Consider the following 24,199-nt stretch of genomic DNA (forward strand, 5'->3'; position numbering starts at 1 on the left):
TACCCCCAACGGGCCACGAAGGGGCATTGCCGCAGGCAACCCGCGTCCTCGGGTGCCGGTTCCAGACAGGTTGGGTCGGCGGCGCCGGCTCAGATGCCGAGCGCGCGCAGTTCGCTGCAATCGCGCGAACGGTCCCAGACACGCAGCAATTGCTGCTCGAACGGCTGCGAACGTGCAGGCAGTGCGATGCCGGCCTCGCCATCGAGGCGATGGCCGATCAGACGAAAGTAGAAGTCGCCCGCATCGTTGAGCAGGCAGGCCGAGGCCAACGCACGGTCGACCGGATCGCTGACCTCGCGGAACCGGACCACGCTGGGCAGGCGCTGGGCCAGCGCCAGCAGTGGCGCGCCGGCAGCGGCGATCGCAGCGGCATCGTGCACGATCACCCGCAGCTGCTTGTCGTGGCGGGCAGTGACGAAGCGGCGCAGCGCGGCCTGCACCGTAGGCGTGTCGAGCAGGCCCGGGTCGAGCTGGCGGCTGTGCAGCCACAGCTGGCGACGGGCGCGGTGAATGACGGCGGTAGTGGCCGCCACGGCCTCGGCGCGGCTGTCGATGGCGCTGGCCGCGCCCAGCCGCCGCCGCATCTGCTGGTGGCCGATGCCGGCCTCCTCGAACACCTCGCCCTCGGGCAGGAAGCCCTGGCGGGCATAGAAGTCGCGGGTGGGCAGCTGGGCGTGCAGGTGCAGTTCGGCCAGGCCGAGCCGGCGCCCGGCCTCCACCAGTGCCTCCAGCAGGGCCTCACCGATCCCGTGGCTGCGATGGCTGGCCAGCACCGCCATGCGGCCGATGCGGCCATCGGGGGCCAGGCGGCCGGTGCCGACCGGCAGGCCTTCGGCGTCCAGCGCCAGCACATGGGCGCTGACCGGGTCCAGCGCGTCGCGCTCCAGTTCGGCGGCGATGCCCTGTTCCTGCACGAACACGCGTTGGCGCACGTCGTGGATGGCAACGTGGGCGTCGGCGTGGATTACCTGCTGGACCCGGATCATGACGGGACTCAGGCGCGACCGTCGTCGCTGTCTTCCTCGTCGTGATCCTCGAAGTTGACGATGACCTCGATGCCGTCGTCGTGCACGGTCACGGTGTGGACATCGTCGGACACCGCGTCGGCGTCGATCGCGTCGACACGGTCACGGCCTTCAACCACTTCGCCGAGCACCACGGCGTCTTCGCCGTCATCCTCATCTTCAGCGTCATACAGCTCGTTCGGATCGATCAGCTGGAACACGCCACCGGCCAACAGCTGCTGGACCACCGCGCGGCCCTTGTCGGACAGGCCGCGATAGGCGGCGGCATCGAGCTGTTCGGCGCCGGCCAGGCGCTGGGCGTCCTTCACCGGCAGCGCGAAGTCCTGGCCGCTGACGTACAGGCTGGCACCGCGCTTGGCGCGGCGCCAGGCCAGGCGTGCCCACGGGTGACGCTGCAGCAGCAGGCCCGAGGCCAGCGCCTGGACCACTTCCTCTGGTGCCGGTGCGGCCTGGTGGGCCATCACCTCGCCGGCGGCGCGGTAGGTGGTGATGAAGCGACCGAACCAGTCACCCAGCTTGTCCGGGTCGTTCATGCGGATGGCGTTGAGCGCGGTGATCACCCGCGCCATCGCCACCGTGTCGATTTCATTCGGGTCGGCCGGCACCTTGAGGTCGGCATCCTGATAGCGGATGTTCTCGTCGGCATCGGCGATCAGGGTGTCCAGATAGTCACTGATCAGCTCGGCCGAAGAGGGCGCACGCATGCCGAACGAGACGGTCAGGCAGGGGTCTTCGGCGACGCCATGGTGCGGCACGTTCGGCGGCAGGTACAGCATGTCGCCCGGCGCCAGCACCCAGTCGTGGGTGGGCTTGAACACCTTCAGCAGCTTCAGCTCCACGTCCGGGCGGAAGCCCAGCGGCGGCTGCCTGCCCTTGATCGATTCGCTGGCGTCGATCTGCCAGCGGCGGTGGCCGTGGGCCTGCAGCAGGAACACGTCGTACTGGTCGACATGGGCGCCGACCGAGCCGCCGGTGGCGGCGAAGCTGATCATCACGTCATCCATGCGCCAGCGCGGCAGGAAGCTGAAATGCTCGATCAGGGCGCGCACGTCCGGGTCCCACTTGTCCACGTCCTGCACCAGCAGGGTCCAGTCGTGGTCGGGCAGGGCGGGGAACACGTCTTCCTGGAACGGGCCGGTGCGCACGCGCCAGCCGTCCTGGGCCTTGTCGTGCTCGATCAGGCGCGCCAGCACACCTTCCTCGCAGGCCAGCCCGGCCAGGTCTTCCGGCTGCACCGGGGTCTGGAAGTTGGGGAAGGCGTTGCGGATCAGCAGCGGGCGCTTCTGCCAGAAGTCGCGCAGGAAGGTGGCCGGCGCCATGCCCAGCGGCTGGCCGGGGCGGGCGGTGACTTCGATGAGGGGAGCGGTGGACTTGCGGGCGGCCATGGGGAATTCCTTGCAGCGGAAAGCGGGAGGGGCGGCGTGGCGGCCGCCGAGGGGGACATTGTCCGCCGTTCGTGGGGATTGCGCACGTGCGCGGGATTGTCGCGGGGAATCCGGCCAACGGCGGAGCCCCTCGTGGCGGGGTGGTTGGTCGCGTAAAGCGCTGGCTTCATGGGCTGGGCCGGGCGGGGTGGGTTCGCGGGACACGCCGTGAACCCGTCCCTGGGGGCTCGATGGCGCCATCCATGGCGCCAACGGTCCCGCGAACCCAGCCCGCCCGGCCCCTGACAGTTTCCTGCGCGGCCCGCCACGGAATGGAAGAAGAAAAATCAAAGGCAACAGCGGGTCGCGCGCTGCGCTTGCTCATGCCCTTGTAGAGCCGAGCCCACGCTCGGCTTGCTTTTGCCCACGCCCAAAAGCAGCCGAGCACGGGCTCGGCTCTACAAAAGACCCTCAAACAAAGAGGGACGCGGCGAAGCCGCGTCCCTCTTTCAAATTCCGTCCCGACAACCCAATGCTCTTCGATCCGTCACCGGGAATCTGTCAGAGGTGGGGTGGGAGGGGCCAGCGGGAGCGTCGGCGCCATGGATGGCGCCATCGAGCCCCATGGATGGGTTCACGGCGTGTCCCGCTGGCCCCTCCCGCCCCACCCAGCTAGCAACAATCCAGAGCCGCTCTTGACGTTGCTATTGCCGTTGCCGTTGCCGTTGCCTGCCGCAGGCAGCGCCCGCGGCCGCCGCCGCAAGCAAACCCCTTAAATCTTCTTAGCCAGCGACTCGGCCAGGCCGGTGTAGCTGCCCGGGGTCATCTCCAGCAGGCGCTGCTTCGCATCCGCCGGCAGCTCCAGCCCCTGCACGAACGCCCGCATCGACTCAGCAGTGATGCCCTGGCCGCGGGTCAGCGCCTTCAGCTGCTCGTACGGATTCGGCAGGCCATGGCGGCGCATCACCGTCTGCACGGCTTCGGCCAGCACTTCCCAGGCCGCGTCCAGATCGGCATCCAGGCGCTGCGGGTTCACTTCCAGCTTGCCCAGGCCCTTGGCCAGCGAATCCAGCGCCACCTGGCTGTGGCCGAACGCGGTGCCCAGTGCGCGCAGCACGGTGGAATCGGTCAGGTCACGCTGCCAGCGGCTGATCGGCAGCTTGGCGCTGAAGTGCTCGAACAAGGCGTTGGCGATGCCGAAATTGCCTTCCGCATTCTCGAAGTCGATCGGGTTGACCTTGTGCGGCATCGTCGACGAGCCGACTTCGCCTTCCTTCAGGCGCTGCTTGAAATAGCCCAGCGAGATGTAGCCCCAGATGTCGCGGGCCAGATCGATCAGGATGATGTTGGCGCGGCGTGCGGCATCGCCGATCTCGGCCACGTTGTCGTGCGGCTCGATCTGCGTGGTGTACGGGTTGAATACCAGGCCCAGGCCGGTCACGAAGCGCTCGGCGAAGGCCGGCCAGTCCACGTCCGGGTAGCTGGCCACGTGGGCGTTGTAGTTGCCCACCGCACCGTTGATCTTGCCGGTCAGCTCGACCGCAGCGATCTGCCGGCGCTGGCGCTCCAGGCGGGCGACCACGTTGGCCAGTTCCTTACCCAGCGTGGTCGGCGAGGCGGTCTGGCCGTGGGTGCGCGACAGCATCGGCTGGCCGGCCTGGGCGTGGGCCAGGGTGCGCAGGGTGCTGGCGATGCCGTCCAGGGTCGGCAGCAGCACCTCGCGGCGGGCCTGTTCCAGCATCAGGCCGTAGCTGAGGTTGTTGATGTCTTCGCTGGTGCAGGCGAAATGCACGAATTCCAGCGCCGGCGCCAGCTCGGCGTCATCCTTCAGCTGTTCCTTGATGAAGTACTCCACCGCCTTGACGTCATGGTTGGTGGTGCGCTCGATCTCCTTCACGCGCGCGGCCTGGGCCGGGCTGAAGCGGGCGGCCAGGTCGCGCAGGCGGGCGACGGCGGCGTCGGAGAACGGCGCCAGTTCGACGATGCCCGGTTCGGCGGCCAGCGCCAGCAGCCATTCCACCTCGACCGTGATGCGGGCCTTGATCAGGCCGTATTCGGAGAAGATCGGGCGCAGCGCGTCGACCTTGCCGGCGTAGCGGCCATCGAGCGGGGACAGGGCGAGCAGGGCGGAATCGGACATGTCGGCAGGGCTGGGACGAGCGGCGGGGCCGATATTCTACGACGAGCCGGCGGGGCGTGCCCTGTAGAGCCGAGCCCACGCTCGGCTGCTTCGGAGAATCCGGCGCCCTGCGGGCAGACGAGCATGGGCTCGGCTCTACAACACGGCCGTGCGGACGGAACGTTCTGGCCCGTCCTCGTCATCCCACGCTGCGGGCAAGGGAGTATCGTTGGCGCAGCCGCCAGCCGGGGAAGCGACACCCTGCCAGCCGCCGCTTCCCTTTCCCCAACTGAAGTAGTGCGGAGTTGATGCAATGAGCAAAGCTGCAAGCAAGGGTTTCAGAATCGAACACGACAGCATGGGCGAGCTGCAGGTGCCTGCGGATGCCCTGTGGGGCGCGCAGACCCAGCGTGCCGTGCAGAACTTCCCGGTGTCGGGCCAGCGCATGCCGCGCGGTTTCATCCGCGCGCTGGGCCTGGTCAAGGGCGCGGCCGCGGGCGTCAACGCGGAGCTGGGACACCTGCCGAAGACCGTGGCCAAGGCCATCCAGACCGCTGCCGCCGAAGTGGCTGCCGGCAACTGGGACGCGCACTTCCCGATCGATGTCTACCAGACGGGTTCGGGCACGTCGTCGAACATGAATGCCAATGAGGTCATCGCCACCCTGGCCAACCGTGCCGGCAAGGCGGGCAAGACCACCGTGCATCCCAATGACCACGTCAACCAGGGGCAGAGCTCCAACGACGTGATCCCGACCGCGCTGCGCGTGTCGGCGGTGCTGGCGACGCACGAACAGCTGCTGCCGGCGCTGGTGCACCTGCGCAAGACCCTCGACAAGAAGGGCCGCAGCCTGCGCAAGGTGGTCAAGACCGGCCGTACCCACCTGATGGACGCGATGCCACTGACCTTCGAGCAGGAGTTCGGCGCATGGTCGGCGCAGCTGGCCTCGGCGCAGGAGCGCATCGAAGACAGCCTCAAGCGCGTGCGCCGCCTGCCGCTGGGTGGCACCGCCATCGGCACCGGCATCAACGCCGACCCGCGTTTTGGCGCGCAGGTAGCCAAGGCACTGAAGCAACAGACCGGTTTCAAGTTCGACAGCGCCGAGAACAAGTTCGAAGGCCTGGCCGCGCAGGACGATGCGGTGGAACTGTCGGGCCAGCTCAATGCGCTGGCGGTGGCGCTGATCAAGATCGCCAATGATCTTCGCTGGATGAACGCCGGTCCGCTGGCCGGGCTGGGCGAGATCGAACTGCCGGCACTGCAGCCGGGCAGCTCGATCATGCCGGGCAAGGTCAACCCGGTGATTCCGGAAGCAACCGTGATGGCGTGCGCGCAGGTGATTGGCCACCACACCGCGATCACCGTGGCCGGGCAGACCGGCAACTTCCAGCTCAACGTCACCCTGCCGCTGATCGCGGTGAACCTGCTGGATGGCATCGGCCTGCTGGCCAATGTGTCGCGGCTGCTGGCCGACAGCGCGATTGCCGGGCTGAAGGTGCGCGAAGACCGTGTTGCCGAGGCGCTGTCGCGCAATCCCATCCTGGTCACGGCGCTGAACCCGATCATCGGCTACGAGAAGGCAGCGGCCATTGCCAAGCGTGCCTACAAGGAACAGCGCCCGGTGCTGGACGTAGCGCTGGAAGACAGCGGCCTGCAGGAAGCGGAACTGCGCCGCCTGCTGGACCCCACCGCGCTGACTGCCGGTGGCATCCACGCGGGGGGCGGTGGCGGCGGCGGTTGATGCGCCGGTCGTAGGGCCGAGCCCATGCTCGGCTGCTTCCTGGACCTGAGCCGGGCATGGGCTCGGCTCTACAAGAGGAAACGCCGCCCACGGGGGCGGCGTTTTTTCAGCGACGGTCGGCGACGATGTTGCCGAAGGTGTCGGTGTAGTCCTTGAACTCGGGGATGCGCTGGACCAGGTCGGCCGGGATCACTTCCATGCCTTCCGGCGGCTGGATCTTCACCGGTTGCATGTTGGGATCGGCCGGGGCGGCGACCAGGGTGTTCTGGCGCAGTACCTGCAGCCTGCCGAACATCGTCTGCAGCATCTGCTTCTGCCCTTCGTCGAGCGGGATCTGGATCTCGTCCACCTTCATCGTGCCATCGCCGAGGATGATGATGTTCGGTGCCGGCGGGCGACGCACGGTCACCATCCCTTCGCTGACGGAAATCTTGGGCTTGCCGCGCTCGGCGCGGTGGTTGCGGTAATCCTTGTCACAGCCGACCAGGCCCAGGCAGAGCAGGGCGGCCAGCAGCAGGAACAACTTCTTCATGGCATTCGGTTCGGGGGCGTCCGGGGCCGACATTGTAAGCCGGTCGGCACGTTACGGCCGGCAGCGGGGCGCCGCTGCCGGCCGGGTGCGCTGATCTGTCACAGGCCTAGCGCTGGACCACGGTGTCCTTGCCGCAGTCGTCGACGTCACTCTGGTCCATCGTGGCGTACGGCTTGAACGCGGGCAGCGATGCGGCCAGCGCCTGCTGGCTGGCCAGCATCGCCGGCATGCGGTTGCAGATGCGCTTGGCCTGGGCTTCGATCTTCTCCGCCTCGGCATTGATCCGCTTCTCGATGCCCTCGCTGTCGCCGCTGAAGATGCCCTTCAGGGCCTCTCCGGCAGCACTGGCGCCGAGCTTGGCACCGGCCAGGCCGACATCCATGCCGTCCATTGCAATGGCAACGACGTGGCTGCGGTATTCCAGCAGCTGCCGGCGCTGGGCCTCATCGGCCGGCACTTCCTTGCCGCCGATCAGCAGCCGCCCGTCCGGCGTGATCTCCGCACGCGGCTGCTTGTCGGCGGAAATCTTGATGTTGCCCTGGGCGATGTCCTTGCGGGCATCGTCCATGGCCTCCTTGACCGTCTGGCCGACGCCGCTGGTCGCCTCGGCCACGCTTTTGCCGACGGTGGTATCAGGCGTGGAGGACGTGCCGCCGCAGGCGATCAGCGGCAGGCACAGCAGGGTGGCAGGCAGCACGCGCAGCAGATTCATGGCAGTGTCCTCGATCGGTCTGGTGGCGGTTACTTTTTGCGGGGCAGGGTGACGGTGCCGCTGACGTTGCGGTGGCCCACGTCGCCGCTGCCGCTGTGGTCGACGGTCAGGCTGCCGCGCACGCCATCGACCTGGATGTCACCCGAGCCGTGGCTGCGCACATGCACGCTGCCGCCGATGTCGGACAGGTCGACATCGCCGGAGCCGACCACGCCGACCTCGACGTTGCCCTGCACGCGCTTGAACCCGACGTCGCCGGACCCGACGGTGTCCAGCCGGGCGTTGCCGCGGACATCGCTGAGCTTCAGGTCACCCGAACCCACCGTGCCGGTGACCGCATCGCCGCCGATGTTGCGTGCCTTGACGTCGCCAGAGCCCAGCGACAGCAGGTTCAGCGAGCTGCCGCCTTCGATGTCCAGGTCACCCGAGCCCACCGCTGCGTGGATGCTGCCACGGGTGCCACGGATGATGGCATCACCGGAGCCGACATCCACGCTCAGCGACTGCGCGTTGTCCACGCTGGCATCGCCGGAACCGACCTTCAGCTGCAGGGGCAGGTTGTCCGGCACGCTGCCACGGATGTCCAGCCAGGCATAGCTGCTGCCCAGGCTGATGCCGCTGTCGCGGCCTTCGCGGCGCAGGCTGACCACCAGCTTGTCGCCTTCCTTCCGCTGATCCAGCACCAGCTGGTCCAACCATTCCTGGCTGGAGGCGCAGGCGCGACCATCCAGCTGGCCACCGCCCTTGCTGGCGACCACCTTCAGGTCATGCTGGTTCACCTCGAACACCACCGTCTTGGCGCCGGATGTCTCCAGCTTCAACGTACGGGCAGCGGTGAACTTGCAGTTAGGGGCATCGGCGGCCAGCGCCGACAGCGGCAACAGCAACAACGCAGAACAGGCGAGCAGGGAACGCATGGTGATGCCTCCAGGTGGATGGGATCAGATCTCGCCGGCGCGCTTGCGCAGGCGGATGGCAAGGATGATGAACACGGCACCGACAGCGGCACCGATCCACAGCTCCGGCATCGCCAGCGACTTCAGCTGCGAGGCAGGGGACATCAGGCTGACCACCGAGTCCAGATCGCGGCGCGGCCCTTCACCTGCGCCGAGGCGATACAGCAGGTCCATGCCGGGTACGCCGCCCAGCAGCAGGCGGCCGACGATGTTCTGCCAGAACCAGCCGGTGGTCAGACCGAACAGCGGCATGATCTTGGTGGTGCTGACGATGACGCCGGCAAACAGCGGCAGCATCACCGCCCACAGGAACGGCTTGCTCTTGGCCCAGGCCGAGCACAGCAGCAGCCAGCCCGCAGTGGGCAGGGCCCACAGCGCGTAGACCGGGATCCATGCCAGATGACCGGCAGCCAGGGTCAGCGGGCTGGCCGGGCCCCAGATCAGGGTCATCGGGCTGCCACCGTGCATCAGCGCGACGATGCTGATGACCAGCATGAAGCCGAGCATGGTGATGATGCCAGCGATCACCGCGATCAGCGGGGCCACGATCAGTGCACTGATCAGCTTGGACAGCACCGTCTGGGTGTCCGACAGCGGCAGCGACTTCCAGAACAGGATGCTGCGGTCGCGGCGGTCATCGTACAGGGCGCCCAGGCAGTAGAAGAACACCACGAAGGCCAGGACCAGGAATGGCCACGCCGAGCTGAGCACGAGGGTCAGGTCGAGGCCGTTACCGAGATCGGCCAGGTCCTTGGCACTGATGTCGCGGGTGAGCAGCGCCAGGTCCAGGCCATTGATGTTCACATCTTCGCCGTCGATGTGCAGGCCGCCGTCGCGCGCGGCACGATGCAGCGCGAACAGGCCGAACGCGATGCCGATGGTGCTCATCACCAGCGAGATCAGTCCGGCGATCAACGGTGCATAGAGGAAGCCGCCGCGGTTCTCCCAATACTCGCGCTTGAGCAGCCAGCGCAGGGTGCCGATCGGGCTGACGGGGTGGTTGACGGCGTTCATGCGTAGGTCCCCTTCATGATGGCGACGAACAGGTCGGCCAGGCCCGGGATGCGGGTCTCGCCGAGGGAGGAAAGCTGGGCGCGCGGCACGCCATCGAACAGCATCACCGTCTTGCCGAACGCCAGGCTGCGCTCGTCGATCGGCTTCAATGCGCGGGCGGTGGCCAGCTGTTCGGCATTGACCAGCAGCTCGGTATAGCGCTGGCCGACGTCGTCCATTTCAGCGTCGAGCACGATGCGGCCATCACGGATGAACATGACGTCGCTGAGGATATGCTCGATTTCCTCCACCTGGTGGGTAGTGACGATGATCGTCTTCTGTTCGTCGAAGTAGTCTTCCAGCAGGCGCTGGTAGAACTCCTTGCGGTACAGGATGTCCAGGCCCAGTGTCGGCTCGTCCAGCACCAGGATGCGGGCATCGATGGCCATCACCAGCGCCAGGTGCAGCTGCACGATCATGCCCTTGGACAGCTCCCGCACGCGCTGCTTCGGCTGCAGCTTGGTGTTGGCCAGGAAGCGCTCGCAACGGGCGCGGTCGAAGCGCGGGTGAACGCCAGCGACGAAGTCGATCGCTTCGCGGACCTTCAACCAGCGCGGCAGCACGGCGACATCAGCGATGAAGCAGATGTCATTCATCAGTTCGTCGCGGTGCAGTCGCGGGTCACGCCCGAGCACGCTCAGGTCCCCCTCCACCGAGGTCAGGCCAAGAATGGCCTTCAGCGCGGTGGTCTTGCCGGCGCCATTGGGCCCGATCAGGCCGACGATGCGCCCGCTTGGGATGCTGAAGCTGGCGTTGTCGAGGGCGACCGTGGTCTTGTAGGCCTTGCGCAGGCCTCGGGCGGTGATGACCGCTTCACTTGCAGTGCTCTTCATCAGACTTTCCCCTGGGGCAGCAATTCGTCGAGGCTCAGGCCCAGGCGCTGGATGCGCTCCAGGACCGCCGGCCATTCTTCGTTGAGGAAACGGTCGCGCTCGCTGCTTCGCAGCTGCGTAGCCGCCTGCTCGGTCATGAACATGCCCAGGCCGCGGCGCTTCTCCACCAGGCCTTCGTCAGCCAGTTCCTGGTAGGCGCGCGAAACGGTGATGGGGTTGAGTTGATAGTCGGCGGCCACCTGGCGCACCGAAGGCAGGGCATCGCCCGGCTTGAGGATTCCGTCGAGCATCATGGCGATCACGCGCTCCTTCAACTGACGGTAGATGGGAGCGCCGTCGCTCCACTGGATGTCGCTCATGTTCAGCTCCGTGGGATCAGCGGCTGGGCGAACGAGAAATACGGCATGGACAGCGCGCTGTGCAGCCGACGCGGGGAGGGGGGGAGGAGGGGGTGGCATTCCCTGCCGGGGAGAGCGTCGCGTCCTGCGCACTTTCGGCAGCGGCAGAAGCAGGGGCGGTGGGCGTGGCCCACCAGGCCAGCACGAGCAGGGTCGAAACAGCGACGGCCGCGTGTGCGGTGAGGTTGCGACGGATCCGGACGTTCATGGCTTCCCCCTGTCTCAGGTGACTGGTGTTGTATGCAACTATAACACCGGCACGCCGGGGTGCAAGCCCCCACATCACCCAACTGATGGCAGGGGCGGTCAAGAACGCGCCATATCCATCCAGGCAATTGATAATAAAGGAAAAATTGGTTGTGAAACCGGCTTCCCTGACCGCCTTCCATTCAGTCACATCAATCCTATGTCAATGACGACGCGCCGCGGCCGTTTCCCACAGGCTGTCGCCAAGCCCGGCAAAGCTGTGCCACGGCGGGGCCGACAGGTGCCACAGGGCCCGGTGCTATAGTTCGGCCGATTCCCGGCCGATGCTGGCCGGACCCTTGAAACGGCTATTGCGGAACGTTCCCATGCCCCTGTCGACCGCCTTCCCGCACCGCTTCCGCGGCCTGTCCCTGTTGACTCTGCTGGCCCTCGGCCTGGCAGCCTCGGCCAATGCGCTGGCCGCCGACCTGCTCGACGTCAGCTACCGGCCGCTGGCTGGCAAGCAGCAGGTCAACCTGCAGCAGCGCTACCACGGCCAGGTGCTGCTGGTGGTCAATACCGCCAGCAAGTGTGGCTATACCCCTCAGTACGAAGGCCTGGAGGCGCTGCACAGGCAGTACGCCGGCAAGGGCTTCGCGGTGCTCGGCTTCCCGTCCAACGATTTCAAGGGCCAGGAGCCCGGTGACGAGAAGCAGATCCAGGACTTCTGCACCCTGACCTACGGCGTCAGGTTCCCGATGTTCGAGAAAGTGCATGTGGTCGGTCAGCAGGCCACGCCGCTGTACCAGCGGCTGACCGCAGCGACCGGCGTTGCGCCGGCCTGGAACTTCCACAAGTACCTCGTGGGCCGCGATGGGAAGGTCATCGCCCAGTTCGCCAGCAAGGTGACGCCGGACGATCCGCAGCTGATCGCGGCCATCGACAAGGCGCTGGCAGCCGCCGCCACGCATTGATATCCGGCACGCATGCCTCGACATCGACGGCATGCGTGCGACAATGATCCTTTTCGCGCCGACGTCGGCGCCCAGACACTTCCAGGAATGCAGCGAATGAAGATGGGAATGCGCGGCGCCGCGGCGTCGGTTCTGATTCTGGCGATGGGCACTTCGGGTGTCGCTCTGTCGCAACAACCGGCTGCCCCCGCAGCCGCCAAGGAGACCGCAACCTTGAATTCCCCCAAGCAGAAGCTGGGCTACGCCATCGGCCTGGACGTGGCCAAGTCGTTCACTCCGATCGCCGATGAGATCGACGTGGCCGCGCTGCGCACCGCCGTGGAGCGTTCGTTCGAAGGCCTGCAGCCGCAGATCACCCAGGAACAGGCCAAGGCCACCGACGCGGCCCTGCGCCAGGTCGTGATGGCCCGCAGCGGCCAGCAGGTGCCGGGCGTGGCGCCGGGTTCGCAGCCGCCGAAGGTCGACCGCGTCAAGGTCTCGCAGATGATCGGTTCCTACTCGGTGGGCCCGTCGCTGGCGCAACTGAAGGATGACATCGACGTCGCCTCGCTGTTTGACGCGATCAGCACCGGCCTGAGCAAGGGACAGCCGAAGATGACGGAAGCTGACGCGACCGCCACCATTCAGGCCTTCATGGGCAGCAAGCAGGCCGAAATGCAGGCCAAGGCCGCCGCCGCTGCGCAGACCAACCGCGAGGAAGGCAATGCGTTCCTGGCCAAGAACAAGACCCAGCCGGGCGTGGTGACCACCGCGTCGGGCCTGCAGTACCAGGTGATCCGCCCGGGTAGCGGCGAGCGTCCGCTGCCGAGCAGCAAGGTGCGCGTGAACTACGAGGGCAAGCTGCTCAACGGCACCGTGTTCGACAGTTCCTACGGCCGCCAGCCGGCTGAGTTCGGCCTGGACCAGGTGATCAAGGGCTGGACCGAAGGCGTTGCGCTGATGCCGGTCGGTTCGAAGTACCGCTTCTGGATCCCGGGCGAACTCGCCTACGGTGAGAACGGCACTCCCGGCGGCCCGATCGGCCCGAACGCGACTTTGACGTTCGACGTCGAGCTGCTGGGCGTCCTGCCGTAAGTCATCGAGGAGCGAATACGGATATGCGCGTTGCGATTTTTGGTACGGGTTACGTTGGACTGGTGACCGGTACCTGCCTGGCCGATGTCGGTCATCAGGTGGTCTGCGTCGATATCGACCAGGCCAAGGTCGATGGCCTCAACCAGGGCATCATCCCGATCTATGAGCCGGGCCTGGAGCCGATGGTGAAGGCCAACCACGCCGCGTCGCGGCTGGCATTCACTACCGATGCCGCGTCGGCGATCGCGCATGGCCAGGTAGTGTTCATCGCCGTGGGTACCCCGCCGGACGAGGATGGCAGCGCCGATCTGCAGTACGTGCTGGCCGTTGCCCGTACCATCGGCCGGCACATGAGCGTGCCCACCGTGGTGGTCAACAAGTCGACGGTGCCGGTGGGTACCGCCGACAAGGTGCGCGCCGCCATTGCCGAAGAACTGGCCGCGCGTGGCGCGGACATCACCTTCGACGTGGTGTCCAATCCGGAATTCCTGAAGGAAGGCGACGCAGTCGCCGATTGCATGCGCCCGGACCGCATCATCATCGGTGCGACCAGCGATGAGTCGGTAGCGGTAATGCGCCGCCTGTACGCGCCGTTCAACCGCAACCACGACCGCGTGGTCGAGATGGACGTGCGTTCGGCCGAGCTGACCAAGTACGCCGCCAATGCGATGCTGGCAACCAAGATTTCATTCATGAACGAAATCGCCAACATTGCCGAACGCGTCGGTGCCGACGTCGAGCAGGTCCGCCAGGGCATCGGCTCGGACCCGCGCATTGGCTGGCACTTCATCTACCCGGGCGCCGGCTACGGCGGCTCGTGCTTCCCGAAGGACGTGCAGGCATTGGCCCGTACCGCCCAGCAGCATGGCCTGGAGCCGAAGCTGCTCAATGCAGTGGAAGCGGTCAACGATGCACAGAAGGGCCATCTGTTCGCCCTCATCCAGCGTCATTACGACAAGGGCGAGGACGAAGGGGTGCGCGGCAAGACCTTCGCCGTGTGGGGCCTGGCCTTCAAGCCGAACACTGATGACATGCGTGAAGCCTCCAGCCGTCGCCTGCTGGCGCAGCTGTGGGAAGGCGGTGCCACGGTGCGTGCCTACGATCCGGAAGCAATGCACGAATCGCAGCGCATCTTCGGCGAACGCGATGATCTGGTGTTCTGCAGCAATGCTGACGAAGCGCTGCAGGGCGCGGATGCCCTGGTCGTGGTGACCGAGTGGAAGCAGTTCCGCAGTCCCGATTTCCAGAAGCTGCGCGAGCAGCTGAAGGACGCGGTGGTGTTCGACGGCCGCAACCTCTATGAGCCGGCCGAAGTGGAAGCTGCCGGCCTGGCGTACTACGGCATCGGCCGGGGGCGTTCGCTGCATGTCTGATCTACCGACCGAACGCGAGCAGGCGCTGGAAGCGCGCCTGGTCGAGTTGGAGATGCGCGTGTCCTTCCAGGAACAGGCGCTGGCCGAGTTGAGCGATGCGCTGGCGGATGCCCGCATGCAGGGCATGCGCAATGCCGATGTGCTGCGCGTCCTGCTTGAGGACCTGGGCAAGGTCCGCAACGCACTGAATTCTTCCGATCCGGCGAGCGAACCGCCGCCGCCGCACTACTGATCCGAATCCTATGAGCGATACCCTCCGCGACCAGCTGATGGGCCTGGGCTTCAAGCCCGCGCCCAAGCCCGAGCGCAAGAATGATGGCCCCCGCCGTGACGGCCGCCCGCAGGGCAAGGGTGGCAACGGCAATGCAAAGCCGCTGGGCGCAGGCAAGGGCGAGCACAAGCCCGGCGAGCGTCGCGGGCATGGCCATGGTGGGGCGGGCAAGCCCGGTGGGCAGGCGCGTGGTGGCCAAGGGCAGCAGGGGCCGCGCAAGCCGCGCAGCGCCGAAGAGATGGACCTGGCCAAGGCCTATGCGATCCGTGCGCAGCGGGAGAAGGAAGAGCGCATCGAGGCCGAGCGCCTGAAGCAGGAAGAAGCACGCGTGCGCCGTGAGGCGAAGGCCAAGCTGGAAGCGCTGCTGCAGGGCAAAAGCCTCAATGCCGAGGAGGCGGACATTGCCCGCCACTTCCCGTACGGCGGCAAGATCAAGCGCATCTACGTGACCGCCGAACAGCTGACCGCGCTCAATGCCGGTGAACTGGGCGTTGTCCAGCTCAACGGCCGCTACCTGCTGGTGACCGCCGAGGTGCTGGCACAGTGCGAGGCAGTGTTCGCCCCGTCGGTGGCGCTGAAGGTCGATCCGAATGCGCCGGCCGAGGAAGATCCGTACGCGGACCCGCAGTACCAGGTGCCGGACGACCTGGTCTGGTAACTGCATCTGCCGCATGATGAAAACGCCGGGCCCTGCCCGGCGTTTTCGTTACCGGGCGCACGCAGTTCTGCGGCGCGCGCGTATCAGCGGCAGGCTCAGCGCGAAGAAGCAGAGCAGGGCGCCGATCAGGGCAAACCCGCTAGCCGCCAGGAATGCGGTGCGGCCATCGTCGATCTTCCACAGCTGGCCGGCAATAAGCGCGCCCAGCACCCCGCCGACACCCGACGAGAATCCATAGAGCAGTCCCTGGCCGTGGCCATTGAGACGACCGGGGAAGTAGGTCGCCAGCATCTGCATCGCCGCCGCAAAGAACGCGGCAAAGCCCAGCGCGTGCGCGGTCTGCGCCAGCAGCATTACCGGCAGGTTCTCCGGGAACAATGCGGTCACGGCCCAGCGCAGGCAGGAACTGACCAGTGCGATCAGCAGCATCCAGCTGGCGTCGTAGCGGCGGAAGAAGCGGCCGATGGTGAAGAACACGCCCACTTCGAAGACCACGCCGATGGTCCACAGCAGGCCCAGGGCGGAGGTACGGTAACCGTGATGGTCCATGTAGACCGAGAAGAACGTGTAGTACGGGCCGAACGACAGCTGCTCCATGAATGCGGCCAGGAAGAACGCCAGCACCGGCGGTCGGCGCACGATCTGCCAGAAGCCGCTGGCATCCCCCGCCGTCCTGCCGATGTCGCGCGCGTAGTGGTTGCTGAAGGCCGAGGCAACCAGCAGCACGAACAGGGGCAGCATCATCCAGGGCAACAATCCGGCGTGGCTGCCGGCGCCATCGCCTTCGATCAGCCAGCCGAACAGGGTGACCACGGCGATGAAACCGAGCGAACCCCAGACCCGGATCAGCCCGTAGCGATGGCTGTCGTTGCCCAGGTGGGTGAGGGTGATCGACTCGAACTGCGGCATCACCGCGTTGTAGAAGAAGCAGAACATGATCATCGCCGGGTACATCCACGGCTGCGGCAGGGGCAGCAGGAAGGCGGCGAAGCTGAGCAGGGTCAGCACGCAGCCGACGCGCAGTAGGCGGATCGGTCGCGGTGATGCGGCCGCCAGCGAGGTCCAGGCACTGGGTGCGATCACGCGGGTGGCGTACCACAGGCCCATCATCACGCTGATCGCGGTCACGCTCATCCCGCGCGCGGTCAGGAACAGGCTCCAGTACGGCGTGAACGCGCCGAGCGCCGCGTAGTAGAACAAGTAGAAACTTGAGAGGCGGGCAACGGGAACGGTCATCGTGGGAATAATGCACGGTAGCGCCGGGCCATGCCCGGCGGACGGGAGATGACGCCGGGCATGGCCCGGCGCTACCGCCTCATTCGGGGTCGTAGTCGAGATTGGACGCCAGCCAGCGTTCGGCCTGGGCGCGGTCCACGCCCTTGCGCCGGGCATAGTCGGTGACCTGTTCGCGGCTGAGCCGCCCGACAACGAAGTACTGGCTCTGCGGATGGCTGAAGTAGTAGCCGGAGACAGCGGCCGTGGGCAACATCGCGAAGCTCTCGGTCAGGTCCATGCCAGCGTTCTTCTCAGCCTGCAGCAGGTCGAACAGGCGGCGCTTCTCGCTGTGCTCGGGGCAGGCCGGGTAGCCCGGCGCCGGACGGATGCCGCGGTACTGCTCGTCGATCAAGGCTTCGTTGTCCAGCGTCTCGGCGCGGTCGTAGCCCCAGAATTCGGTACGCACGCGCTGGTGCAGACGCTCGGCCAGTGCTTCGGCGAAGCGGTCGGCGAGGGCCTTCAGCAGGATCGCGTTGTAGTCGTCATGCTCGGCCTCGAAGCGCGCGACGTGGGTGTCGATGCCGATACCGGCAGTGACCGCAAACGCGCCGATCCAGTCCTGCTTTCCGCTGTCGGCCGGTGCAATGAAATCGGCCAGGCAGAAATCCGGGCGTTCGGCTGGCTTGTCCACCTGCTGGCGCAGGAAGTGCAGGGTGGTTTCGCCCTGTGCGTGCTGCACGCGGACATCGTCGCCGATGCTGTTGGCCGGCCACAGGCCGAACACGGCCTTGGCCGTCAGCCACTTCTCGCCGACGATGCGCTCGAGCATCGCACGGGCATCCTTGTACAGCTCGCTGGCCTGGCTGCCGACGATCTCGTCGGTGAGGATCGCCGGGAACTTGCCGGCCAGCTCCCAGGCCTGGAAGAACGGCGTCCAGTCGATGTAGTCGACCAGTTCGGCCAGGGGATAGTCGTCGAACACGTGCAGGCCGGGCTGATTCGGTGCCGGTGGCGTGTAACTGTCCCAGCCGCCCTGGAATTTCTGCGCGCGCGCATGTTCCAGCGTGACCAGACGCTTGGCGTCGCCCCGGTTGCGGTGGCGCGCGCGGATTTCGGCATAGTCGGCTTCGTTGGCGGCAACGAAGGCCTCGCGCAGATCACGCGAGATCAGCGACTGCGCAACGCCAACCGCGCGCGATGCATCCTTCACCCATACCGTCGGCGCCTTGTAGTGCGGGTCGATCTTCAGCGCGGTGTGCGCACGCGAAGTGGTCGCACCCCCGATCAGCAGCGGCAGGTCGAAGCCCTGGCGCTCCATCTCGCGGGCAACGTGGCTCATCTCCTCCAGGGACGGGGTGATCAGCCCAGACAGGCCGATCAGGTCGGCGTTGTGCTCGCGGGCGGCATCGAGGATCTTCTGCGCCGGCACCATCACGCCGAGGTCGACCACGTCGAAGTTGTTGCAGGCCAGTACGACGCCGACGATGTTCTTGCCGATGTCATGCACATCGCCCTTCACCGTAGCCATGATGATCTTGCCGTTGCTCTTGGCGGTGTCACCGCTGCGCGCCTTTTCCGCTTCGATGTAGGGCAGCAGGTAGGCCACGGCCTTCTTCATCACGCGCGCGGATTTCACCACCTGTGGCAGGAACATCTTGCCGGCGCCGAACAGGTCGCCGACGATGTTCATGCCGTCCATCAGCGGGCCTTCGATCACATCCAGCGGGCGGCTGGAGGCCTGCCGGGCCAGTTCGGTGTCTTCCTCGACGAAGGCATCCAGGCCGTGTACCAGGGCATGCGCCAAACGCTGTGCCACCGGCTTTTCGCGCCAGGCCAGGTCTTCGGTCTTCGCCGCGCCCTTCCTGCCCTTGTAGCGCTCGGCGATCTCCAGCAGACGCTCGGTGGCATCGCTTCGGCGGTTGAGGATCACGTCCTCGACGCGCTCGCGCAGGTCCGGCTCCAGGTCGTCGTAGATCGGCATCGCGCCGGCGTTGACGATGCCCATGTCCATTCCGGCGGCGATCGCGTGGTACAGGAACACCGAGTGGATGGCCTGGCGTACCGTTTCGTTACCGCGGAAGGAGAACGAGACGTTGGAGACGCCGCCGGAGACGTGGCAGTGCGGCAGGGTCTGCTTGATGATGCGGGTGGCTTCAATGAAGTCCACTGCATAGTTGTCGTGCTCTTCGATGCCCGTAGCGACGGCGAAGATGTTCGGGTCGAAGATGATGTCCTGCGGCGGGAAACCGATCTCGTCGACCAGGATGCGGTAGGCACGGGTACAGATTTCGACCTTGCGCGCGCAGGTGTCGGCCTGCCCGTTTTCGTCGAACGCCATCACCACCGCAGCAGCACCGTAGCGCAGCACCTTGCGCGCGTGCTCGCGGAACAGCGCCTCGCCTTCCTTCAGCGAAATCGAGTTGACCACGCTCTTGCCCTGCAGGCATTTCAGGCCGGCCTCGATCACGCTCCACTTGGAGGAGTCGACCATCACCGGGATGCGCGCGATGTCCGGCTCGGACATGATCAGGTTCAGGTAGCGGGTCATCGCCGCTTCCGAGTCGATCAGGCCCTCGTCCATGTTCACATCGAGGATCTGCGCACCGCTGGCCACCTGCTGGCGGGCCACGTCCACCGCTTCTTCGTAGCGGCCTTCCTTGATGAGCTTGCGGAACTGCGCACTGCCGGTGACGTTGGTGCGTTCGCCGACGTTGATGAACAGCAGGTCCGGGGTGATGACCAGCGGTTCCAGGCCGGACAGGCGGGTGAGGGGCGTGCTGCTCATGCGGCGTGCTGCTCCCGTGCGCCCGGCAGGGCACGCGGTGCCAGCCCGGCCACGGCCTGGGCGATCGCGCGGATATGGTCGGGGGTGGAACCACAGCAGCCACCGACCAGGTTCAACAGGCCATCCTCGGCGAAGCCCCGCAGGGTGGTGGCCATCTCTTCAGGGGTTTCGTCGTACTCGCCGAACGCGTTGGGCAGGCCGGCGTTGGGGTGGGCGCTGACGTAACAGTCGGCGACCTGCGAGAGGGTTTCCACATGCGGGCGCATCGCATCGGCACCCAGCGCGCAGTTCAGGCCGATCGACAGCGGTCGCGCATGCGCCAGCGAGGCGTGGAAGGCTTCGGCAGTCTGTCCGGACAAGGTGCGCCCCGACGCGTCGGTGATGGTGCCGGAGATCATCACCGGCAACCGCGCGCCACGTGCATCAAAGGCCTCTTCCAGCGCATACAGCGCGGCCTTGGCATTGAGCGTATCGAAGATGGTCTCGACCATGAGCGTGTCGGCGCCGCCGTCGATCAGGCCTTCGATGGCTTCGCGATAGGTGTCGCGAAGCTCGTCGAAGCTGGTGTTGCGGAAGCCCGGATCGTTCACGTCGGGACTGATCGAGGCGGTGCGGCTGGTCGGGCCGATCACCCCGATCACGAAGCGCGGCTTGCCGGGCGTGGTCGCTTCCGCCGCGTCACAGCAGGCGCGCGCGACGGCCGCACCGGCTTTGTTCAGTTCGTACACCAGGTGCTCGAGGTGGTAGTCAGCTTGGCTGACCGAGGTGGCATTGAAGGTGTTGGTCTCGACCAGATCCGCGCCTGCCTCCAGGTAGGCGGTATGGATGTCGGCGACGATCTGCGGCCGGGTCAGCAGCAGCAGATCGTTGTTGCCCTTCAGATCATGGCCTTCGGGCACGCCGTGGTCACAGCCGGGGCCATGCGCATGGTCGTAGCCACCGGCGAAGCGCTCGCCACGGTAATCGTCTTCCTGCAGGCCATGGCGCTGGATCATCGTGCCCATCGCGCCGTCGATGATCAGGATCCGCTCGCGCAGGGCGTCGAGCAGCGTGTTGGCACGATCGGGATGCAACCAAGGCAGGGCAGGCATGGCGGTCTCGGGCTCAGGGCTTGTTGGCGATCAGCGAAATCACTTCAAAGTGCGGCGGGCGTTTCTCGCGGGTGACCGTCTCCAGGCTGGACACCTGCAGGCCGGCCTTGTCGACGAACCTGCGCAGCTCCTTGTCGCTGAAGCCGAGGTTGACATGGCCATAGGCCTCCACGGCGGCCTTGTGCTCGTGGCGCGCCAGGCTGCACAGCAGCAGCCGGCCACCGGGCCGCAGCACGCGCGCGGCTTCGGTCACCGCCTGCGCCGGCTTGCTGGCGTAGGTCAGCGCGTGCATCAGCACGACCAGATCGAAGCTGGCATCCTTGAACGGCAGTGCATGCATGTCGCCCTCGCGCACTTCCACATTGGGCAGCCGCCGCAGGCGCTCGCTGGCGGCGGCAACCACGCGCGCGCTGGTATCGATGCAGATGTAGCGCTTGGCATGTGGGGCTACCAGTTCGGCCAGCACGCCATCACCAGAGGCGATATCCAGCACGTCGCCGGTCTCCAGCAGCGGCAGCGCGGTGCGGGCCAGCGCCTCCCAGGTACGGCCCGGAGAGTAGTGGCGTTCCATGTCGCCGGCCACGCTGTCGGCCCAGTTCTGGTCCGAGGCGCGGTGCGCCAGCACGGCGGCGACGCGTTCGGCATCCTGGCGCAGCAGCGGGTCATCGCTTCCGTTGCTCAAGGCATGCCACAATGCACGCTGCGCCGGGTCCAGCTGGGCCTCGTCGAAGCGGTAGTAGGCCGACACGCCGGCACGGCGGTCGCGGACCAGGCCGGCTTCCTTCAGGCGTGCCAGGTGGGTGGACACGCGCGGCTGCGCCAGCCGGGTGATCGCCGACAGTTCGGCCACGGTCAGTTCCTCCTGCTCCAGCAGCGCCAGCAGGCGCACGCGAGTGGCATCGGCGAACACCTTCAGGCGGGTCGACCAGTCTTCCAGATCCATAAACATCTACCTATCGCGATATAGAGATATATTCGCTGAAGGGGCTGTCGCGGTCAAGTCGCCAGCGTACGGAAACTGCCGGGCCCCGGTACAATCGGAGCACCTGGGCGCGCCGTATGCGGCCCATAACTTCATGTACCCGGGAGGGTGTTGTGGATTTCAGCTTTACCGAAGAGCAGTTGATGCTGCAGGACGTGGCGCGGCGCATCGCGCAGGAAAAGATCGCCCCCAGTGCGGAGCATCATGACCGCACCGGCGAGTTCCCGCTGGACAACATCCGCCTGCTGGGCGAGAACGGCCTGATGGGCATTGAAGTGCCGACCGAATACGGCGGTGCGGGCATGGACCCGGTTGCGTGCGTGCTGGCGATGGTGGAGGTCGCCGCCGCCGACGCAGCCCATTCGACCATCATGTCGGTCAACAATTCGCTGTTCTGCAACGGCATCCTGACCCACGGTACCGAGCAGCAGAAGCAGACCTACGTACGTGCCATCGCCGAAGGCACGGCCATCGGCGCGTTCGCGCTGACCGAGCCGCAGTCCGGTTCCGATGCCACCGCCATGCGCTGCCGCGCGGTGAAGCAGGCCGACGGCACCTTCGTCATCAATGGCAAGAAGAGCTGGATCACCTCCGGTCCGGTGGCCAAGTACATCGTGCTGTTCGCGATGAGCGAGCCGGACAAGGCCGCGCGCGGCATCACCGCCTTCATCATCGATACCGACAAGGCCGGTTTCGGTCGTGGCAAGACCGAGCCCAAGCTGGGCATCCGCGCCTCGGCCACCTGCGAGATCGAGTTCAACGACTACGTGGCGCAGGCCGAAGACGTGCTGGGCCAGGAAGGCGAGGGATTCAAGATCGCCATGAGCGTGCTCGATGCCGGCCGCATCGGCATCGCTTCGCAGGCCATCGGCATCGCCCGTGCCGCCTATGAAGCGACTCTGGAATACGTGAAGGAGCGCAAGGCATTCGGCGCGGCCATCGGTACCTTCCAGATGACCCAGGCCAAGATTGCCGACATGAAGTGCAAGCTGGACGCAGCGCTGCTGCTGACCCTGCGCGCGGCGTGGGTGAAGGGCCAGGGCAAGCGCTTCAGCAATGAGGCTGCCATTGCCAAGCTGACCGCCTCTGAGGCGGCGATGTGGATTACCCACCAGGCGGTGCAGATCCACGGCGGCATGGGGTATTCCAAGGAAATGCCGCTGGAGCGCTACTTCCGTGATGCCAAGATCACCGAGATCTACGAAGGTACTTCGGAGATCCAGCGCCTGGTGATCGCCCGCAACGAGACCGGGCTGCGCTGATGGACACGACGGGGCGGCGATTGCCGCCCCGTTTCCTCTGCGCTGTCAACGTGGCAACCGGCAAACGATATCCTTTCCATTCCATTCACAGACGATCTGAAGGGATTCCCGTGGCATTCCCGGATGCATGGTCACGCCGTAGAGCCGGGCGGAGTCAACCCATCGTTCGAGCTCGCCGGCATCGTCAAAGCGATAGTTGCCGATGAAGCTCCGGGCCATCTCTGGATCGGTTGCCGCACCATCCGGAATCTTGTTGCCCTTGGCGTCACGGCTTTCACCTTGCACATAGCGGGCTTGATCAACCGCAGAAGGCGTGATGACCAGCGTGGTTTTTGAACCATCGCGCCATGTGATCCGATAGATGGCGCTGTCAATGCCGACGGTCTTGCTGACGAAGCTCAGGCCGATCGAGGAAAGGAATGTTGCCATGCCGTTCCAGGCGGCCGACGATGTTGTCGCCCCCGTGAAGGCCTTGCCGATGTCACCTTCCAGCCTTGATCGCTCAGTGGCCATCTGAACGACATCGTAGGCGTTGAGGTTCTTGTGCTCTTCCGGGAAGCTTATACCGTTGGCGTATTGCGGGTCATCAGGATGAACCTCGTACTGGACTCCTCTTCCGGCCCGCTGCCGCGGCGCGAACTGTACGGTTGGCACGTTGTTGTCGAGCATGCCCATGATCCGATTGAAGGATGCGTTGATTGGCCCCGGAATCTGCGCCCTTGTTGCGCGATAGCGCCGTAGCTCGCGATCGTATTCCACATCGAAACCATGGATCCGGCGCTGCTGGAAGTCGGCGACGATGGTCGGCCCCGTACCCGAGGAAAGCGCCAATGCGCGCGGGTCACGACAGTTGTCGCAGACGAGGACGCCTGCCGCGTGGCTGTCCTGGATGCTGCTGGCCGCGAAGAGCGCGCCAAACAGCAGGGCAGGGCAGCTGAAGAATCGTAGTGGTGCTCTTTCCATGATCAGTCTCCTGGAGGGCTTCGGATCGATTGCCGTGGAGGCATCTGGATAGCAACGATCCGGGCGTGCCGCACTTCTGCGCGCCCAGGAATCCAAAGCGGGGGCCTTATGCGAAACCGGTAGACGCCTTGAGCGCCTCGTTGTCGGCGCAGCAGTGGAAGGGACTTTTCAGTACAGGCCGTATGCGACCGGTCTCCGGGCAGGCGACATGCCAACGATCCATTGGCATTCCCGCTCCTTGGTCGCAGAATGCTCCACCGTTCATGGACGCCACCACATGCTCATCTATCGAGGCGCAGGGCTGCTGACCCTGCTCACACCGATCGCTGCCGTGCTGCTCATCCTCATCCTGTTCCCGGATCCAGCGGTGGGTCGCGGCAATACTTCACTCGGCCAGGTCCTGCTGGCGTTCGGCCTTGGCTCGGCAATCAACACGGTGCTGGGTTTCGTGCTCAATCGAAAGCCGCGTGCACCTGGGCAGCATGCTCCGCATCACTTTTTCTTCCTGCCGATGCAATGGCCTGCGCTGGCGATTGTGGCGGCATGCGTGGTGATCGCAGTGTTGCGCTGAGACGTTGCCCGGACAGCGCCCACCAAGGTTGGCGACTACCGGGTATGCCGTTGCCCCGGTA

General features: G+C 66.1%; 22 protein-coding genes. 8 read left to right on the forward strand and 14 right to left on the reverse strand.

Annotated features, from left to right (window positions below):
• Positions 1–89 precede the first annotated feature (89 nt).
• From BN1263_RS11500 to purB, 3 genes are all read right to left on the reverse strand, one after another.
• Entirely contained in the window at positions 90–986 is an 897-nt protein-coding gene (locus BN1263_RS11500; protein WP_058981251.1) for a GNAT family N-acetyltransferase, read from the reverse strand.
• An 8-nt stretch (positions 987–994) separates the two neighbouring features.
• Positions 995–2,410 carry a ribosomal protein uL16 3-hydroxylase gene (locus tag BN1263_RS11505; protein ID WP_058981254.1) on the reverse strand — a complete coding sequence of 472 codons (1,416 nt, stop codon included), beginning with the start codon at positions 2,408–2,410 and terminating at the stop codon, positions 995–997.
• A 751-nt stretch (positions 2,411–3,161) separates the two neighbouring features.
• Positions 3,162–4,529, reverse strand: a complete 1,368-nt coding sequence (purB, locus tag BN1263_RS11510; RefSeq protein WP_019660407.1) for an adenylosuccinate lyase — start codon at positions 4,527–4,529, stop codon at positions 3,162–3,164.
• A 292-nt stretch (positions 4,530–4,821) separates the two neighbouring features.
• On the opposite strand from purB, the gene BN1263_RS11515 reads away from it, so the two are divergent.
• On the forward strand, positions 4,822–6,249 hold the full coding sequence (locus tag BN1263_RS11515; protein WP_058981255.1) for a class II fumarate hydratase: 1,428 nt from the start codon (positions 4,822–4,824) through the stop codon (positions 6,247–6,249).
• A gap of 106 nt (positions 6,250–6,355) precedes the next feature.
• Here BN1263_RS11515 and BN1263_RS11520 read toward each other — a convergent pair whose 3' ends face one another.
• The 6 genes from BN1263_RS11520 to BN1263_RS11545 form a co-directional block, all read right to left on the reverse strand.
• Positions 6,356–6,781: a hypothetical protein gene (locus BN1263_RS11520; RefSeq protein ID WP_032953534.1), complete on the reverse strand. Its 426-nt coding sequence runs from the start codon at positions 6,779–6,781 to the stop codon at positions 6,356–6,358.
• Positions 6,782–6,887: 106 nt separating this feature from the next.
• Positions 6,888–7,493, reverse strand: a complete 606-nt coding sequence (locus BN1263_RS11525) for a YggN family protein (protein ID WP_058981257.1) — start codon at positions 7,491–7,493, stop codon at positions 6,888–6,890.
• Between the two features lie 29 nt (positions 7,494–7,522).
• Positions 7,523–8,410 (reverse strand): DUF4097 family beta strand repeat-containing protein, encoded by an 888-nt coding sequence (locus BN1263_RS11530; protein ID WP_058981259.1) that lies wholly within the window; start codon positions 8,408–8,410, stop codon positions 7,523–7,525.
• Between the two features lie 24 nt (positions 8,411–8,434).
• Entirely contained in the window at positions 8,435–9,463 is a 1,029-nt protein-coding gene (locus tag BN1263_RS11535; RefSeq protein WP_058981261.1) for an ABC-2 transporter permease, read from the reverse strand.
• Positions 9,460–10,335, reverse strand: coding sequence for an ABC transporter ATP-binding protein (locus BN1263_RS11540; protein ID WP_058981263.1), 876 nt, complete (start codon positions 10,333–10,335; stop codon positions 9,460–9,462). Before BN1263_RS11540 ends, BN1263_RS11535 begins: the two co-directional genes overlap by 4 nt.
• Positions 10,335–10,694 carry a GntR family transcriptional regulator gene (locus BN1263_RS11545; RefSeq protein WP_006453095.1) on the reverse strand — a complete coding sequence of 120 codons (360 nt, stop codon included), beginning with the start codon at positions 10,692–10,694 and terminating at the stop codon, positions 10,335–10,337. The genes BN1263_RS11540 and BN1263_RS11545 overlap by 1 nt, the downstream gene beginning before the upstream one ends.
• Positions 10,695–11,305: 611 nt before the next feature.
• On the opposite strand from BN1263_RS11545, the gene BN1263_RS11550 reads away from it, so the two are divergent.
• From BN1263_RS11550 to BN1263_RS11570, 5 genes are all read left to right on the forward strand, one after another.
• A complete protein-coding gene (locus BN1263_RS11550; RefSeq protein ID WP_058981265.1) occupies positions 11,306–11,893 on the forward strand; it encodes a glutathione peroxidase in 588 nt (195 codons plus the stop codon).
• Between the two features lie 96 nt (positions 11,894–11,989).
• Positions 11,990–12,967, forward strand: a complete 978-nt coding sequence (locus tag BN1263_RS11555; protein ID WP_019660399.1) for an FKBP-type peptidyl-prolyl cis-trans isomerase — start codon at positions 11,990–11,992, stop codon at positions 12,965–12,967.
• Positions 12,968–12,990: 23 nt separating this feature from the next.
• Positions 12,991–14,340: a UDP-glucose dehydrogenase family protein gene (locus BN1263_RS11560; RefSeq protein WP_058981267.1), complete on the forward strand. Its 1,350-nt coding sequence runs from the start codon at positions 12,991–12,993 to the stop codon at positions 14,338–14,340.
• On the forward strand, positions 14,333–14,572 hold the full coding sequence (locus BN1263_RS11565; protein ID WP_019660397.1) for a SlyX family protein: 240 nt from the start codon (positions 14,333–14,335) through the stop codon (positions 14,570–14,572). Before BN1263_RS11560 ends, BN1263_RS11565 begins: the two co-directional genes overlap by 8 nt.
• A gap of 10 nt (positions 14,573–14,582) precedes the next feature.
• Positions 14,583–15,269, forward strand: coding sequence for a DUF2058 domain-containing protein (locus BN1263_RS11570; RefSeq protein WP_058981269.1), 687 nt, complete (start codon positions 14,583–14,585; stop codon positions 15,267–15,269).
• Positions 15,270–15,317: 48 nt separating this feature from the next.
• On the opposite strand, the gene BN1263_RS11575 is transcribed toward BN1263_RS11570, so the two are convergent.
• From BN1263_RS11575 to BN1263_RS11590, 4 genes are all read right to left on the reverse strand, one after another.
• Entirely contained in the window at positions 15,318–16,505 is a 1,188-nt protein-coding gene (locus BN1263_RS11575; protein ID WP_058981271.1) for an MFS transporter, read from the reverse strand.
• A 79-nt stretch (positions 16,506–16,584) separates the two neighbouring features.
• Positions 16,585–19,269: a methionine synthase gene (metH, locus tag BN1263_RS11580; protein ID WP_058981273.1), complete on the reverse strand. Its 2,685-nt coding sequence runs from the start codon at positions 19,267–19,269 to the stop codon at positions 16,585–16,587.
• On the reverse strand, positions 19,266–20,360 hold the full coding sequence (locus tag BN1263_RS11585) for a homocysteine S-methyltransferase family protein (RefSeq protein WP_058981275.1): 1,095 nt from the start codon (positions 20,358–20,360) through the stop codon (positions 19,266–19,268). Before BN1263_RS11585 ends, metH begins: the two co-directional genes overlap by 4 nt.
• Positions 20,361–20,373: 13 nt before the next feature.
• Positions 20,374–21,303 carry an ArsR/SmtB family transcription factor gene (locus BN1263_RS11590; protein ID WP_019660391.1) on the reverse strand — a complete coding sequence of 310 codons (930 nt, stop codon included), beginning with the start codon at positions 21,301–21,303 and terminating at the stop codon, positions 20,374–20,376.
• A 152-nt stretch (positions 21,304–21,455) separates the two neighbouring features.
• Between BN1263_RS11590 and BN1263_RS11595 the strand changes: the two genes are divergently transcribed.
• The gene (locus BN1263_RS11595; RefSeq protein ID WP_058981277.1) at positions 21,456–22,604 is read left to right on the forward strand and encodes an acyl-CoA dehydrogenase family protein; all 1,149 of its coding nucleotides are present in this window, start codon (positions 21,456–21,458) and stop codon (positions 22,602–22,604) included.
• 45 nt (positions 22,605–22,649) lie between these two features.
• Here BN1263_RS11595 and BN1263_RS11600 read toward each other — a convergent pair whose 3' ends face one another.
• Positions 22,650–23,567 (reverse strand): hypothetical protein, encoded by a 918-nt coding sequence (locus BN1263_RS11600; protein ID WP_058981279.1) that lies wholly within the window; start codon positions 23,565–23,567, stop codon positions 22,650–22,652.
• Between the two features lie 208 nt (positions 23,568–23,775).
• On the opposite strand from BN1263_RS11600, the gene BN1263_RS11605 reads away from it, so the two are divergent.
• Complete coding sequence (locus tag BN1263_RS11605) at positions 23,776–24,138, forward strand: hypothetical protein (RefSeq protein WP_260832942.1); 363 nt, start codon at positions 23,776–23,778, stop codon at positions 24,136–24,138.
• Positions 24,139–24,199: the final 61 nt, after the last annotated feature.

Origin of the sequence: Stenotrophomonas thermophila, assembly GCF_001499715.1 — a bacterium.
GTDB lineage: Bacteria > Pseudomonadota > Gammaproteobacteria > Xanthomonadales > Xanthomonadaceae > Stenotrophomonas > Stenotrophomonas hibiscicola.

What these genes read in the sequence shown, in the direction of transcription:
- BN1263_RS11535 (WP_058981261.1), bottom strand. Translation starts at nt 9,463, where the DNA reads ATGAACGCCGTCAACCACCCCGTCAGCCCGATCGGCACCCTGCGCTGG.
- BN1263_RS11540 (WP_058981263.1), bottom strand. Translation starts at nt 10,335, where the DNA reads ATGAAGAGCACTGCAAGTGAAGCGGTCATCACCGCCCGAGGCCTGCGC.
- BN1263_RS11520 (WP_032953534.1), bottom strand. Translation starts at nt 6,781, where the DNA reads ATGAAGAAGTTGTTCCTGCTGCTGGCCGCCCTGCTCTGCCTGGGCCTG.
- BN1263_RS11530 (WP_058981259.1), bottom strand. Translation starts at nt 8,410, where the DNA reads ATGCGTTCCCTGCTCGCCTGTTCTGCGTTGTTGCTGTTGCCGCTGTCG.
- BN1263_RS11515 (WP_058981255.1), top strand. Translation starts at nt 4,822, where the DNA reads ATGAGCAAAGCTGCAAGCAAGGGTTTCAGAATCGAACACGACAGCATG.
- BN1263_RS11605 (WP_260832942.1), top strand. Translation starts at nt 23,776, where the DNA reads ATGCCAACGATCCATTGGCATTCCCGCTCCTTGGTCGCAGAATGCTCC.
- BN1263_RS11555 (WP_019660399.1), top strand. Translation starts at nt 11,990, where the DNA reads ATGAAGATGGGAATGCGCGGCGCCGCGGCGTCGGTTCTGATTCTGGCG.
- purB (WP_019660407.1), bottom strand. Translation starts at nt 4,529, where the DNA reads ATGTCCGATTCCGCCCTGCTCGCCCTGTCCCCGCTCGATGGCCGCTAC.
- BN1263_RS11570 (WP_058981269.1), top strand. Translation starts at nt 14,583, where the DNA reads ATGAGCGATACCCTCCGCGACCAGCTGATGGGCCTGGGCTTCAAGCCC.
- BN1263_RS11560 (WP_058981267.1), top strand. Translation starts at nt 12,991, where the DNA reads ATGCGCGTTGCGATTTTTGGTACGGGTTACGTTGGACTGGTGACCGGT.
- metH (WP_058981273.1), bottom strand. Translation starts at nt 19,269, where the DNA reads ATGAGCAGCACGCCCCTCACCCGCCTGTCCGGCCTGGAACCGCTGGTC.
- BN1263_RS11500 (WP_058981251.1), bottom strand. Translation starts at nt 986, where the DNA reads ATGATCCGGGTCCAGCAGGTAATCCACGCCGACGCCCACGTTGCCATC.
- BN1263_RS11545 (WP_006453095.1), bottom strand. Translation starts at nt 10,694, where the DNA reads ATGAGCGACATCCAGTGGAGCGACGGCGCTCCCATCTACCGTCAGTTG.
- BN1263_RS11585 (WP_058981275.1), bottom strand. Translation starts at nt 20,360, where the DNA reads ATGCCTGCCCTGCCTTGGTTGCATCCCGATCGTGCCAACACGCTGCTC.
- BN1263_RS11565 (WP_019660397.1), top strand. Translation starts at nt 14,333, where the DNA reads ATGTCTGATCTACCGACCGAACGCGAGCAGGCGCTGGAAGCGCGCCTG.
- BN1263_RS11505 (WP_058981254.1), bottom strand. Translation starts at nt 2,410, where the DNA reads ATGGCCGCCCGCAAGTCCACCGCTCCCCTCATCGAAGTCACCGCCCGC.
- BN1263_RS11575 (WP_058981271.1), bottom strand. Translation starts at nt 16,505, where the DNA reads ATGACCGTTCCCGTTGCCCGCCTCTCAAGTTTCTACTTGTTCTACTAC.
- BN1263_RS11525 (WP_058981257.1), bottom strand. Translation starts at nt 7,493, where the DNA reads ATGAATCTGCTGCGCGTGCTGCCTGCCACCCTGCTGTGCCTGCCGCTG.
- BN1263_RS11590 (WP_019660391.1), bottom strand. Translation starts at nt 21,303, where the DNA reads ATGGATCTGGAAGACTGGTCGACCCGCCTGAAGGTGTTCGCCGATGCC.
- BN1263_RS11550 (WP_058981265.1), top strand. Translation starts at nt 11,306, where the DNA reads ATGCCCCTGTCGACCGCCTTCCCGCACCGCTTCCGCGGCCTGTCCCTG.
- BN1263_RS11600 (WP_058981279.1), bottom strand. Translation starts at nt 23,567, where the DNA reads ATGGAAAGAGCACCACTACGATTCTTCAGCTGCCCTGCCCTGCTGTTT.